Below are 13,699 nucleotides of genomic sequence, written 5' to 3' on the forward strand. Positions count from 1 at the left end.
GGCGCCTAGTCGCGGGTCAGCTTGCGGTAGGTCACCCGGTGCGGGCGGGCGGCCTCGGCGCCGAGCCGGTCGATCTTGTTCTTCTCGTACGCCTCGAAGTTGCCCTCGAACCAGAACCACCGGGCCGGGTTCTCGGCCGTACCCTCCCAGGCCAGGATGTGCGTCGCCACCCGGTCCAGGAACATCCGGTCGTGGGAGATCACCACGGCGCAGCCGGGGAAGTCCAGCAGCGCGTTCTCCAGCGACGAGAGCGTCTCCACGTCCAGGTCGTTGGTCGGCTCGTCGAGCAGGATCACGTTGCCGCCGATCTTCAGGGTCAGCGCGAGGTTCAGCCGGTTGCGCTCACCACCGGAGAGGACCTTGGTCGGCTTCTGCTGGTCCGGCCCCTTGAAGCCGAAGGCGGCGACGTACGCCCGCGACGGCATCTCGACCTTGCCCACCATCAGGTGGTCGAGCCCGTCGGAGACGACCTCCCAGACCGTCTTGTCCCCGGCCAGCCCGGACCGGTTCTGGTCGACGTACGACAGCTCGACGGTCGGACCGACGCGGACCTCGCCGCCGGTCGGCTGCTCCAGCCCCACGATGGTCTTGAAGAGGGTGGTCTTGCCGACGCCGTTCGGCCCGATGATGCCGACGATGCCGTTGCGCGGCAGCGAGAAGCTCAGGTTGTCGATGAGGATGCGGTCGCCGAACCCCTTGGTCAGGCCGTTCACCTCGATCACCTGGCTGCCCAGGCGCGGACCCGGCGGGATCTGGATCTCCTCGAAGTCCAGCTTGCGGGTCTTCTCGGCCTCGCTGGCCATCTCCTCGTACCGGTCCAGCCGGGCCTTGGACTTGGTCTGCCGGGCCTTGGCGTTGGAGCGGACCCAGTCGAGTTCCTCGGTGAGACGCTTCTTCAGCTTCGCGTCGCGGCGTCCCTCCACCGCGAGCCGCGCCGCCTTCTTCTCCAGGTAGGTGGAGTAGTTGCCCTCGTAGCCCACGGCCCGGCCCCGGTCCAGTTCCAGGATCCAGCCGGCCACGTTGTCCAGGAAGTAGCGGTCGTGGGTGATGGCGATGACGGTGCCCGCGTACTTGGCCAGGTGCTGCTCCAGCCACTGGACGCTCTCGGCGTCGAGGTGGTTGGTCGGCTCGTCCAGCAGCAGCAGGTCGGGCGCCTCCAGCAGCAGCTTGCAGAGCGCCACCCGGCGCCGCTCGCCGCCGGAGAGCTGGGTGACGTCGGCGTCCGGCGGCGGGCAGCGCAGGGCGTCCATCGCCAGTTCGAGCTTCGAGTCGATGTCCCACGCGTCGGCGTGGTCGAGCTCCTCCTGGAGCCGGCCCATCTCCTCCATCAGCTCGTCGGAGTAGTCGGTGGCCATCTGCTCGGCGACCTTGTTGAACCGCTCCAGCTTGGCCTTGGTCTCCGCGACCGCCTCCTCGATGTTGCCGAGGACGGTCTTCGCGTCGTTGAGCGGCGGCTCCTGGGCGAGCAGGCCGACGGTGAAGCCGGGCATCAGCCGGGCCTCGCCGTTGCTGGGCCGGTCCAGCCCCGCCATGATCTTGAGCAGGCTCGACTTACCGGCGCCGTTCGGGCCGACCACACCGATCTTGGCGCCCGGCAGGAAGCTCAGCGTCACGTTGTCGAGCACGACCTTGTCGCCGTGCGCCTTGCGCGCCTTCTCCAAGACGTAGATGTACTGGGCCACGGTGCGGCCTACCTCCAGAATGTGTGGGAGCCGGCGAGCACGAGGAGGACGGCGGACCGGCCTTCCGGATCGCGGCGGATGGAGTGCCGCGAGCGCCGGGGGCGAGCCTGCGAGCCTCGCGGTCGCGAGCAAGCGGTTTGTTCTGCGAACGCCGTCGTCAATCCTGACAGGTACCGACCCGTCCGCCCACATCACCCCGCCGGGCGCGGTACCACGGATCCGCGCCGCCGCCGCCGACGGGGGCTGCCGGGCGCCCGCGACGGGGTTCCGGGGCGTCCTCGACGGGGCTTCCGGCGTCCGCGACGGGGTTCCCAGGCCGGTCACGGCGGTCGATGTTGGCAAGATCACGAAGGGGTTTGGCCGGTCGGGGAAAAGGGGCATTGAGGCGGTGACCGGCCGTCCGTCGGTCGCCCCCGCGGCCCTGACCTGGTCTTCGTCCCGGCCGTGGCCGGGCCGGGTCCGGCGTCGTCGCCGGAGCCGCGGTACGGGCGGGCGCGGTCGGTCGTTCGGGACAGAGCGCACTGGGGCGCGGAGACCGCACTTACGCACAGTACGCTCAGCGGTGAAGTCGGACCACCGGAGGTGTAACGCACGTGACGGTACGGAGTTCGTTCGTGGTCGTGGCGAATCGCCTGCCGGTGGACGAGGTGACGACGCCGGAGGGACGCCAGTGGCGGCGAAGTCCCGGTGGTCTCGTCACCGCCCTGCACCCGGTACTGGTGGCGCACGAGGGCACCTGGGTCGGCTGGGCCGGCGGGGTGGGGGCCGCTCCGGAGCCGTTCAACCTCGACGGGATCGGGCTGCACCCGGTACCGCTGAGCGCCGAGGAGCTGGAGCGCTACTACGAGGGGCAGTCCAACGCCACGATCTGGCCGCTCTACCACGACGCGGTCGAGACGCCGGCGTACAAGCGCCGCTGGCGCGAGGCGTACCGGTTGGTCAACGCCCGGTTCGCGGAGGCGGCGGCCGAGGTGGCCGCCGAGGGCGCCACCGTCTGGGTGCAGGACTACCAGCTCCAGCTGGTACCGGCGATGCTGCGCGAACTCCGTCCCGACCTGCGCATCGGTTTCTTCCTGCACATCCCGTTCCCGCCGATCGAGCTGTTCATGCAGATGCCGCTGCGGGCCGAGGTGCTCCGCGGCCTGCTCGGCGCCGACCTGGTCGGTTTCCAGCAGCGGCTGGCCGCGCAGAACTTCGTCCGGCTCGCCCGTCACCTGCTCGGGCTGCGGTACGAGGGCCAGATGATCCAGGTCGACGGCCGTCAGGTCAAGGCCGGCGCCTTCCCCATCTCGATCGACGTGGCGGAGATGGAGCGGATGGCCGCCGACCCGGCGGTGCAGGCCCGCGCCAAGCAGATCCGCGCTGAGCTGGGCGATCCGAAGACGATCATCCTGGGCGTCGACCGGCTCGACTACACCAAGGGCATCGAACTGCGCCTCAAGGCGTTCCGCGAACTGTTGGCTGACGGAAAGTTGACAGTTCCCGACGCCGTTATGGTGCAAGTCGCCACACCTAGCCGCGAACGGGTCGAGCACTACCAGGCACTTCGAGTCAAGGTCGAACGCGAAGTTGGTCGGATTAATGGCGAATTCGGCAGAGTGGGCGTGCCTGCGGTGCATTATCTCCACCAGTCGTACAGTCGCAGTGAACTCGCCGCGCTCTACTGCGCGGCCGACGTCATGATGGTGACCCCGCTGCGAGACGGAATGAATCTGGTGGCCAAGGAGTACGTTGCATCGCGCGCCGACACTGGCGGCGCGCTCGTGCTCAGTGAGTTTGCCGGCGCCGCCACCGAGCTGCGCCAGGCATTCCTCTGTAACCCGCACGACCCCGACGGGGTGAAGGACGCGCTGCTGCGCGCGGTACACGTCGACCGGGCCGAGGCCCGGCGCCGCATGCGAATCATGCAGCGCCACCTGCGCACCCACGACGTGGAGCACTGGGCCCGCTCCTTCCTCAAGGAGCTGGGCGTCCCCGAGGCGGAGGCCGCGTGAAGACATCCGTCATCGACGGAGCCCCGCGCCCGGACGTCATCGACCCCCAACTACGCGCGGCCATCGGCCGGATCGCCCGCTCGCCGCAGCTCCTGGTGGCCTGCGACTACGACGGCACGCTGGCGCCGATCGTGGAGGACCCGACGAAGGCGGTACCGCTGCCGGAGTCGGTCGCCGCGGTACGCGCCCTGGCCGCCCTGCCCCAGACCACCGTCGCCGTCGTCTCCGGGCGCGCGCTGCGGGACCTGGCCACCCTCTCCCGGCTGCCCAGCGAGGTCCACCTGGTCGGCAGCCACGGGTCCGAGTTCGACATCGGCTTCGTCGAGCGGCTCTCGCCCGAGCAGGTCGAGCTGCGGACCCGGCTCCGCAACGAGCTGCGGCGCATCGTCGCCGACCGGCCCCGGGTACGCCTGGAGAGCAAGCCGGCCAGCATCGCGGTGCACACCCGCGGCGCGGACCCGCAGGTCGCGGCGGAGGTCGTCGAGGCGGTCCAGAACGGCCCCGCCACCTGGTCCGACCTCACGGTCACCCGGGGCAAGGAGGTCATCGAGCTGTCGGTGATCACCACCAACAAGGGGATCGCCCTCGACCAGCTGCGTACCCAGATGTCGGCCAGCGCGGTGCTCTTCATCGGCGACGACGTCACCGACGAGAACGCGTTCGCGCACCTGCACGGCCCCGACGTCGGGATCAAGATCGGACCGGGCGAGACCCGGGCCGACTACCGGGTCGACGAGCCGCTGGAGGCGGCCCGCGTCCTCGGCCTGCTGCTGGAGGTACGCCGGAACTGGCTCTTCGGCGAGCGGGCGGTACCGATCGAGCGGCACTCGATGCTCGCCAACGGCCGTACCGTCGCGCTGCTGACGCCCGAGGCCAAGGTGACCTGGCTCTGCCACCCGAAGCCCGACTCCTCGGCGATCTTCGCGGACCTGGTCGGCGGCAGCCCGGCCGGGCACTTCAGCGTGGCGCCGGAGCGCGGCGGCCTGCCGCTCGGCCAGCGTTACCGCGCCAACACGATGACGGTGGAGACCCGCTGGTCGGGGCTGACGGTCACCGACTGGCTGGACCGCCCGTCCGTCGACGGCGTACCCGGCGCCGCCGCCGTGATCTCCGGCGACTCGACCCTCGTCCGGGTGCTCAGCGGCTCCGGTCGGGCCCGGTTGGAGTTCGCCCCCCGGCCCGAGTTCGGGCAGGTGGCGGTGCAGCTGCAGCCGCTCGCCGACGGGCTGCTGGTGCTCGGCTCGAATGAGCCGGTCAGCCTCTACTCCCCCGGCGTGGAGTGGGAGGTCGTCGAGGACGGCGGCTTCGAGACCGCGCGGGCGCTGGTGGACCTGAGCGCCAGCGGCGGCTCGCTCACCCTGGAGCTGCGCTTCGGCACGCACAGCCTGGCGCACCACCGGGTGCCGGTGCACGAGCGGCAGGCCCGGGCCGAGCAGCCCTGGCGGGACTGGGTGAACCAGCTCCGGCTGCCCAGCACCGCCCGGGACCTCGTCGCGCGCAGCGCGCTGACGCTGCGCGGCCTCTGCCACGAGGCGACCGGCTCGATCCTCGCCGCCGCGACCACGTCGCTGCCGGAGGAGCTGGGCGGCGTACGCAACTGGGACTACCGGTACTGCTGGCTGCGCGACGCCGCGATGACCGCGCGGGCGCTGGTCGACCTCGGCTCGATCGACGAGGCGGAGGCGTTCCTGCGCTGGGTCGACGGCTGCGTGGAGCGCACCGGCGGCCACCCGGAGCGGCTGCACCCGCTCTACACGGTGGACGGCTACGAGCTCGGCGCCGAGGCGGTCATCGACACGCTGCCCGGCTACGCCGGCTCCCGCCCGGTACGCGTCGGCAACCTCGCCAACCACCAGCTCCAGCTCGACGTCTTCGGGCCCATCGCGGACCTGCTCGCGGCCGTGGCCGACCTACGCGGCTCGGTACGGGAGACCGAGTGGCGGGTGCTCGACTCGATGGTCGAGGCGGTCCGACGGCGCTGGCACGAGCCCGACCACGGGCTCTGGGAGGCGCGGCTGCCACCCCGGCACCACGTCTACTCCAAGGTTATGTGCTGGATGACGGTGGACCGGGCCCTGCACGTCGTACGCCAGCACGGCGGCGAGGACCGGCCCGACTGGGTCGAGCTGCGCGACCGGATCGGCCAGAACGTGCTGGAGTACGGCTGGCACCCCGACGTCAACGCCTACAGCGTGGCGTACGGGGACGAGGAGATGGACGCGTCCTCGCTCTGGATCGGGCTCTCCGGCCTGCTCCCCGACGACGACCCGCGCTTCCTCGCCACCGTGCTGCGGATCGAGGCGGACCTGCGCAGCGGGCCGGTCGTCTACCGGTACCACTGGGACGACGGGCTGCCGGGCCGGGAGGGCGGGTTCCACATCTGCACCGCCTGGCTCATCGAGGCGTACCTGCGTACCGGCCGGCGCGGCGACGCGGAGGAGCTGTTCCAGCAGATGCTGGACACGGCCGGGCCGACCGGGCTGCTGCCCGAGCAGTACGACCCGCTGTCCGAGCGGGGCCTGGGCAACCACCCGCAGGCCTACAGCCACCTCGGCCTGATCCGCTGCGCGCTGCTGCTGGACAACATGGTCAAGGGCTGACCCGCGCAACAGGGGTGGGGACGCCGGAAACCCGGCGTCCCCACCCCTGTTCCGTCGGCGCGCTCACCCGGTGCGTCCGCTGACGCGCTGGCGCGGCCCGCGTGCCCGTGCGGCCGGCGGCGCGGTCAGCCGGCGTGCCGCGCCCCGGGGGCGGCGTCCTCCCCGCCCGTCAGCACCGAGACCACGTCGCCGACCACCAGCACCGCCGGCGGGCGCAGCCCGGCCTCCCGGGCGGCCTCGGCGATCCCGGCCAGCGCCGCACGCACCACCCGCTGGCCGCCCGTGGTCCCCTCCTGCACCACCGCGGCCGGCGTCTCCGGCGCCCGGCCGTGCCGCAGCAGCGCCGCCGCGATCGCGGGCAGGTTCTTCAGGCCCATCAACACCACCAGCGTGCCCCGCAGCCGGGCCAGCGCCGGCCAGTCGACCAGCGAGGCGGCGTGCTCGGGCGGCAGGTGGCCGGAGACGACCGTGAACTCGTGCGCCACCCCCCGGTGGGTCACCGGGATGCCCGCGACCGCCGGGGCGGCGATCGAGCTGGTGACGCCGGGGACCACGGTCACCGGTACGCCGGCCGCCGCGCAGGCCAGCAGCTCCTCGCCGCCCCGGCCGAAGACGTACGGGTCGCCGCCCTTGAGCCGCACCACGAAGGCGCCGGCCCGGGCCCGGTCCACCAGGATCTCGTTGATCTCCTCCTGGGCCCGCGAGGGCCCGTACGGGATCTTCGAGGCGTCGACCAGTTCGACGTCCGGGCGCAGCTCGTCCAGGAGCAGTCCGGGCACCAGCCGGTCGGCGACCACCACGTCCGCCTCGGCGAGCAGCCGCCGGCCCTTCACCGTGATCAGTTCCGGGTCGCCGGGGCCGGAGCCGACCAGCGCCACCCGGCCGACCGCGCCCGCGCCGGCCGCCGGGTCCCCGGCCCGGGAGGCCGGTTCCGGGGCGGCCACGGGCAGGGCACCGGCGGCGAGCAGGTCGCGGATCGCGTCCCGTACGGCCACCGCCAGGTGCGGGTCGCCGCCGCCGAGCGCCGCCACGGTCACCGGTCCGTGCCGGGTGACCGCCGGGGTCCAGGCGGTGGCGGCGTGCCGGTCGTCGGCGCGGACGCAGAAGATCCGCCGCTCCAGCGCCGCCGCGCTCACCGCCTCGGCCGCCTCCGGGTCGTCGACCGCCACCTGCACGAACCAGGCACCGTCGAGGTCGGTGGGGCGGAACCGACGCGCCAGCCAGCGCACCCGCCCCGCGTCCGCCTGGGCCCGCAACGCCGGGGTCAGCTCCGGCGCGACCACGTCGACCCGGGCACCGGCGTCCAGCAGGGCCGGCACCCGCCGGGTCGCCACCGCCCCGCCGCCGACCACCAGCACCCGCCGGCCCGCCAGCCGCAGCGCCACCGGGTAGAGGTTCTCGCCCGCGTTCCCACCCGCCGTGGCGCTCACCGCCGCGTCACCCCCGCCGCTTGCTCCGTCGCTCCTGTCGGGGTCTCCGCGACCCCTGTCGAACCCCGCATCATGCCTCCAGGATCTCCGCGAGGACGGTCACGAACGCGTCGGTGGTGGCGGTGTCGCGTACCGCGATCCGCAGCCAGTCGCCGTCCAGCCCGGGGAACGTGTCACCGCGCCGCACCGCGTACCCGCGGTCGCGCAACGCGAGCCGGACCCGTGCCGCACCGGCGATCCGTACCAGCACGAACGCGCTGGCCGGGGCGCCCGCCACCCGTACGCCGGGCAGCTCGCGCAGGCGCGCGACCAGGTGGGCGCGCTCCGCGGCGAGCCGGACGGCGATCTCCCGCTCGGCCGCGACCGCGGTGGGGGTGGCGCAGGCGGTGGCCGCGGCCAGGGCCGGGGTGGAGACCGCCCAGAGCGGCTGTACCGCCGCCAGCCGGCGGAGCAGGTCGGCCGGGCCGAGCAGGTAGCCGACGCGCAGCCCGGCCAGCCCCCAGGTCTTGGTGAGGCTGCGGACCACGACCAGCCCCGGCAGGTCCCGGCGGGCGGCCAGCGACTCGGGCTCCCCGTCCGCCGGCCCCGGGCCCCGGGTCGGCTCGCCCGCGAACCGCGCGGGTCCGCCGGCCGCCGCCCGCTCCTGGTCCCCCGGCCGGCTGCTCGTGTCGGCGAACGCCTCGTCCACGACGAGCACCCGACCCGGGCGGGCGAGGCGGGCGATGGTCTCGGCCGGGTGCAGCACGGAGGTCGGGTTGGTCGGATTGCCGAGCAGGACGAGGTCCGCGTCGGCCGGTACCAGGGCCGGGTCCAGCCGGAAGCCGGTCGACTCGGGCAGCAGCACCCGCTCGACCCGGTGGCCGGCGGCCCGCAGCGCGGCCTCGGGCTCGGTGAACTGCGGGTGCACCACCACCGGCCGGCGCGCCCCGCGCAACGCCTGCGCGAGCAGCACGAACCCCTCCGCCGCGCCCGCGGTGAGCAGCACCTCCTCGCCGGGGCGGCCGTGCCGGGCGGCGACGGCGGCCCGGGCGGGCTCCGGGTCGGGGTAGCCGGTCAGGTCGTCGAGGGCCGCGGCGACCGGCTCGCGCAGCCACGCGGGCATCGGCGCGCGGCGTACGTTGACCGCGAGGTCGACCAGGCCGGGCCCGACCTCGGCGTCTCCGTGGTGGGCCAGGTCGAACGGACCGTCGGGCGACGCCGCCCGCGAGCCGTCGGGCGACGGCGGGTCGAACGAGCCGTCCGGTGCCGGGCCGCGCGAGCCGCCGGGCGCCAGGTCTAACGAGCCGTCCGGTGCCGGGCCGCGCGAGCCGTTTGGTGTCGCGTCGCCGGGGCCGTGCGGCGCCGGATCGCTCAGCTCCGGCACCGGCCGCGTCGCGCCTTCCTCCCCCTGCATGGACGCGATCCTGCCGGGCGGCCGACCGGCGGGCGTCGGCAGGGGTCCGGCGGATCGGCATGCGGTCGCCGGGTCACTCGATCCGGCCACTCGGATCGCGAATTTTTATCATGTTAAAGAGTGATTTCCCATAACTTGAGGACGTGACGCGCAAACCCCTCTCCGCCGCCGGTCGGCTCGCTCCCCTCCTTCGTGCCGGACTCATCGCCGGCGTGGTGGTCGCCGCGGCGGCGTACCCGCTGGCCGCCATCGTCGGCCTCACCACGAAGGCCGGGGCCGACGCCGTCTCCGGCCGCAGCCTGCGACTACAGGCCGCCATGCCGGCGCAGACCACGTACGTCTACGCCTCGGACGGCACCACCCTGTTGACGATGTTCTACGAGGAGCATCGCCGCTACACGAAGCTCGCGGACATGTCCCCGAACATCCAGCAGGCCATCGTCGCCGCCGAGGACACCCGCTTCTACAAGCACCACGGCGTGGACGCGAAGGGCGTGGCCCGCGCGTTCGTGGCGAACCAGCAGGCTGGCGGCGTCTCCCAGGGTGCCTCGACGCTGACCATGCAGTACGTCCGGATGTCGCTGCGGGACAGCGCGCAGACCCCGATCGAGGTGCAGCAGGCCACCGAGCAGACCAGCCTTCGCAAGATCCGCGAGATGCGGCTGGCGATCGACCTCGAGAAGCGGATGAGCAAGCCCGACATCCTGGAGCGGTACCTGAACTCGGCCTACTTCGGGCACCGGGCGTACGGGATCTACGCCGCCTCCGAGATCTTCTTCTCCAAGACCCCCAAGGACCTCACCCCCGTCGAGGCGGCCACCCTCGCCGGCCTGGTCAAGTCGCCGTCCGAGTACGACCCGGCCAGCTCGGACCAGCAGGCCGCCACCGACCGGCGCAACTACGTGATCGACCGGATGCGGCAGATGGGCTACATCTCGCCGGACGACGCCCAGGCGGCCCAGTCGGAGCCGATCAAGCTCAAGCTCACCGACCCGCCGAACGACTGCGTCTCGCTGCCGAAGAAGTACAACAACTGGGGCTTCTTCTGCGACTACCTCAAGAACTGGTGGAGCGCACAGCCGGCGTTCGGGGACAACCCGCTGGAGCGGATCGACAAGCTGCGCCGGGGCGGCTACAAGATCGTCACCACCATCGACCCGAAGATCCAGGAGATCTCGGTGTCGAACGTCATGGGCAACGAGGGCAGCGGCAGCCCGTTCGCGCACGGCCTGGTGGTGGTGGAACCCGGCACCGGCCGGGTGAAGTCGATGGCGGTCAACCGGGTCTACTCCCTGGACCTCAGCGAGAACTACCCCAACTCCAACCCCGCCCTGCGGGGCAAGATGAAGGGCAACTACCCGAACACCGTCAATCCCCTGCTCGGCGGCGGTGACCTGCCCGGCTACCAGGCCGGATCGACGTTCAAGATGTTCACCATGCTCGCCGCGCTCGACGCCGGGCTCCCGCTGGGCACCGAGTACGACTCGCCGCACCGCATCGTCTCGATCTATCCGGGCGGTGGCGAGACCAGCAACTGCGGCGGGCTCTGGTGCCCGTCGAACGCCAGCGGGGCGATGAGCGGCCGCCAGACCATGTGGTCGGCCTTCGGCAAGTCCGTCAACACGTACTTCGTGCAGCTGGAGCAGAACGTCGGGGCGGACAAGGCGGTACGCATGGCGGAGCGGCTCGGGCTGCGCTGGCGTACCGACGTCGACCGCCGGCAGGCCGCCCCGGAGAAGTCGAAGTACTGGGGCGCCTTCACGCTGGGCGTCTCGGACGTGACCCCGTTGGAGATGGCGAACGCGTACGCCACGGTCGCCGCCGAGGGGCGGTACTGCGAGGCGATCCCGGTGATCTCGATCAACAACCCGGACGGGACCCCGACCATGTACCGCTCGAAGAGCGGGCAGACCGTGGAGGTGGCCGCCCCGCGCTGCCGCCAGGAGTTCAGCGCCGACGCGGCCCGGGCCGCCGCCGACGCGGCCCGCTGCCCGACCGGTGACACCCCGGCCCGGGGCTCCTGCGGGGGCTGGTCCACCGCCGACTCGGTACGCGGCACCGTCGGCCGTCCGGTCGCCGGCAAGACGGGTACCACGGACAGCACCCGGTCGGCCTGGTTCGTCGGGTTCACGCCCGAACTGGCCGCCGCGAGCTTCCTCGCGGACCCGGACAACCCGTTCAACGCCGTCGGCGACGCGCAGTCCAACAAGCCGGTCGGCGCGGTGGCGGGCACGCTGAAGGAGGCGCTCAAGGACAAGCCGGTACGGCAGTTCACCCCGCCGTCCGAGGCGATCAGCCGCTGACCGGGCCCGCGCGGGTCGGAGGCCGGCACGGAGCAGAGGCTCGACGCCGGCCGGGGCCCGGTGACGGACCGGAGACTCGGCGCGGGCCAGGGCCCGGCGACGGACCGGGGCCGGGCGGCGTCAGTGCAGGTCGGCGGCGACGAAGGACCAGACCTCCAGGTCCACCCGTCCGCCGTCCACGTATCCCGCGTTGCGCAGCAGCCCCTCGTACGTGAAGCCGGCCTTCTCCGCCACCCGGCGCGAGGCGGTGTTGCCCGGCGCCACCCGCAGCTCCACCCGCTGGAACCCGTGCTCCAGGATCAGCGCGATGGCGACCGCGTCGACCGCCTCGGCGGCGAGCCCGAAACCCCGGGCCTCGGGTGCGATGGCGTAGCAGATCTCGGTGACCCGGCTGCCCCAGTCGGTGCGCTTGGTCCAGAGGCAGCCGACCAGGCGCTCGTCCTCCCGCCGGAGCACGCCGTAGTGGTCGCCCGCGCCGCTGTCCCGCCGCTCCTGGGCCATCTCGGTGCACCAGGCGAAGGCGTCGATCCGGCCGGACTCCTCCGGCAGCGGCAACCAGCGCTGGGTGAGCTTGTCGGCGAAGATCTCGCCAACCGCCTTCGCGTCGGCCGGTGCCAGGGGCCGGACCTCCGCCCGGGGCGTCGACACCGTCAGGGTCGGGAACCGACGCACCGCGACGTGCCCGCTCATGCCACCCCGCCGCTGGTCGGTGCGGCCGGCGCCGCACCGGGCTCCGCCGGGCCGATCTCCGCGGTACGGATCTCGGCCGTACGGATCTCCGCGGTACCGGGCTCCGTCGCCGGCACCCCCGCCGCGACGACCGGCGCCGCGGACCCGGCGGCGGCGGCGGACCCGGCGGTGGTGGCGGACGCGGCGGTGGCGGACCCGGCGACCAGGCGCTGGGCGATGCCGGGCGTACCGGCCCAGTGCAGGATCAGCTGCGAGGCGTGCACCCGGCGCCAGACGTAGCCCTCCGGGGAGCCCCCGTTCCAGGTCCAGGCCGGGTTCTGGCCGGCGCGGGGCCGCAGCACGCCGGCGTGCTGCTTGTAGCCGACGAGGCGGGCGCCGAGCGGGGCGATCGGCGTGTCGGCGCGGGCCGTCGCCTCGCGGTAGCCGACCACGATCCGGTCCATCGTCACGCCGCTGGCGTCGAAGACCCCGCACATCGGCCGCCCGTCGAACTCCCGGGCCAGCCAGAGCAGGCCCGCCCCCTCGGCGAGGACCGGCCGCCCGGTGCGGGCCAGCTCGGCCACCGCGATGCAGAGCCGGCGGTTCGCGGAGAGCTCCTGGGCGTACGACTCCGGCAGCCCGCCGCCGACGACCAGCGCGCGGGTCCCCTCCGGCAGGCTCTCGTCGCCCAGCGGGTCGACGGTCACCACCTCGGCCCCGGCCGCGGCCAGCAGCTCCGCCGTCTCCGGGTAGGAGTACGCGCCGGCGGGGCCGCCGGCCAAGGCGACCACCGGCCGTGGCGCGCCGGCGGGCAGCGCCGGCCCGGCCGGGTCCGGCGCGGCCGACCAGGGCTCGGCCGGCAGTCGGGGGGCCGAGCGCGCCAGCGCGAGCAGCCGGTCGAGGTCGACCCGTCCGGCGATCGCCTCGCCGAGCCGGCGTACGCCCCGGACCGCCTCCCCGGCGCCGTGCAGCACCGGTACCACGCCCTGCTGCCGGGAGGGCAGCGCGTTGGGCAGGTCGCGGCGGCGCAACACGCCGAAGACCGGTACGCCGATGTCGTCGAGCGCGCCGCGCAGCAGCTGTTCGTGCCGGTCCGAGGCGACCCGGTTCAGGATCACCCCGCCGAGCCAGAGCATCTCGTCGTAGGCGCGGAAGCCGTGCACCAGGGCCGCCACCGACTGGCCCATCGCGGCCACGTCGACCACGAGCACCACGGGCGCCCGCAGCGCGGTCGCCACGGCGGCGGTCGAGTCCGTCTCCGGGCGGTCGGCGAGGCTGTCGAAGAGGCCCATCGTCCCCTCGACCACGGCGATCTCGGCCCCGGCGGCGCCGTGGGCGAAGAGCGGCGGGACGCGGGCCGGGCCGACCAGGCGCGGGTCGAGGTTGCGACCGGGCCGGCCGGCGGCGAGTCCCAGGTAGGCCGCGTCGGTGTGGTCGGGGCCGACCTTGAAGCCGGCGGCGGCGAGGCCCCGCGACGCCACGGCGGCCAACAGCCCGACGGCAACGGCGGTCTTGCCGTGCCCGGAGGACGGGGCGCTCACCACTAGTCGCGGCACGGCGATCACGATCGGCTCCTCGGGTGGACGACGCCCCGGGGCGGGCGCTGGATACGGCGCGCGGGTGGTGCG

8 protein-coding genes are annotated in these 13,699 nt (G+C 73.6%); 3 read left to right on the forward strand and 5 right to left on the reverse strand.

Features of this window, described 5'->3' with window-relative positions; genetic code table 11:
* Nucleotides 1-5: 5 nt before the first annotated feature.
* Nucleotides 6-1,682 carry an energy-dependent translational throttle protein EttA gene (gene ettA / locus AB0J86_RS13285; protein ID WP_363856633.1) on the reverse strand — a complete coding sequence of 559 codons (1,677 nt, stop codon included), beginning with the start codon at nucleotides 1,680-1,682 and terminating at the stop codon, nucleotides 6-8.
* A gap of 593 nt (nucleotides 1,683-2,275) precedes the next feature.
* Between ettA and AB0J86_RS13290 the strand changes: the two genes are divergently transcribed.
* Both AB0J86_RS13290 and otsB read left to right on the forward strand, forming a co-directional pair.
* Complete coding sequence (locus AB0J86_RS13290; protein WP_363856635.1) at nucleotides 2,276-3,676, forward strand: trehalose-6-phosphate synthase; 1,401 nt, start codon at nucleotides 2,276-2,278, stop codon at nucleotides 3,674-3,676.
* On the forward strand, nucleotides 3,673-6,276 hold the full coding sequence (gene otsB / locus AB0J86_RS13295) for a trehalose-phosphatase (RefSeq protein ID WP_363856637.1): 2,604 nt from the start codon (nucleotides 3,673-3,675) through the stop codon (nucleotides 6,274-6,276). The genes AB0J86_RS13290 and otsB overlap by 4 nt, the downstream gene beginning before the upstream one ends.
* A 125-nt stretch (nucleotides 6,277-6,401) precedes the next feature.
* On the opposite strand, the gene cobA is transcribed toward otsB, so the two are convergent.
* Nucleotides 6,402-7,706: a uroporphyrinogen-III C-methyltransferase gene (cobA, locus tag AB0J86_RS13300; RefSeq protein ID WP_363856639.1), complete on the reverse strand. Its 1,305-nt coding sequence runs from the start codon at nucleotides 7,704-7,706 to the stop codon at nucleotides 6,402-6,404.
* Nucleotides 7,707-7,776: 70 nt separating this feature from the next.
* Nucleotides 7,777-9,099, reverse strand: a complete 1,323-nt coding sequence (gene cobC, locus AB0J86_RS13305) for an Rv2231c family pyridoxal phosphate-dependent protein CobC (RefSeq protein ID WP_363856641.1) — start codon at nucleotides 9,097-9,099, stop codon at nucleotides 7,777-7,779.
* A gap of 143 nt (nucleotides 9,100-9,242) precedes the next feature.
* Here cobC and AB0J86_RS13310 point away from each other — a divergent pair, with 143 nt between their 5' ends.
* Entirely contained in the window at nucleotides 9,243-11,402 is a 2,160-nt protein-coding gene (locus AB0J86_RS13310) for a transglycosylase domain-containing protein (protein WP_363856643.1), read from the forward strand.
* Between the two features lie 120 nt (nucleotides 11,403-11,522).
* Here AB0J86_RS13310 and AB0J86_RS13315 read toward each other — a convergent pair whose 3' ends face one another.
* Together AB0J86_RS13315 and AB0J86_RS13320 are read right to left on the reverse strand one after the other, a co-directional pair.
* Nucleotides 11,523-12,092, reverse strand: coding sequence for a GNAT family protein (locus AB0J86_RS13315; protein ID WP_363856645.1), 570 nt, complete (start codon nucleotides 12,090-12,092; stop codon nucleotides 11,523-11,525).
* Nucleotides 12,089-13,636, reverse strand: coding sequence for a cobyrinate a,c-diamide synthase (locus AB0J86_RS13320; RefSeq protein ID WP_363856647.1), 1,548 nt, complete (start codon nucleotides 13,634-13,636; stop codon nucleotides 12,089-12,091). Before AB0J86_RS13320 ends, AB0J86_RS13315 begins: the two co-directional genes overlap by 4 nt.
* Between the last annotated feature and the right edge of the window lie 63 nt (nucleotides 13,637-13,699).

The sequence above is a fragment of the Micromonospora sp. NPDC049559 genome, from assembly GCF_040676675.1.
Taxonomy (GTDB): Bacteria; Actinomycetota; Actinomycetes; order Mycobacteriales; family Micromonosporaceae; genus JBFAPK01.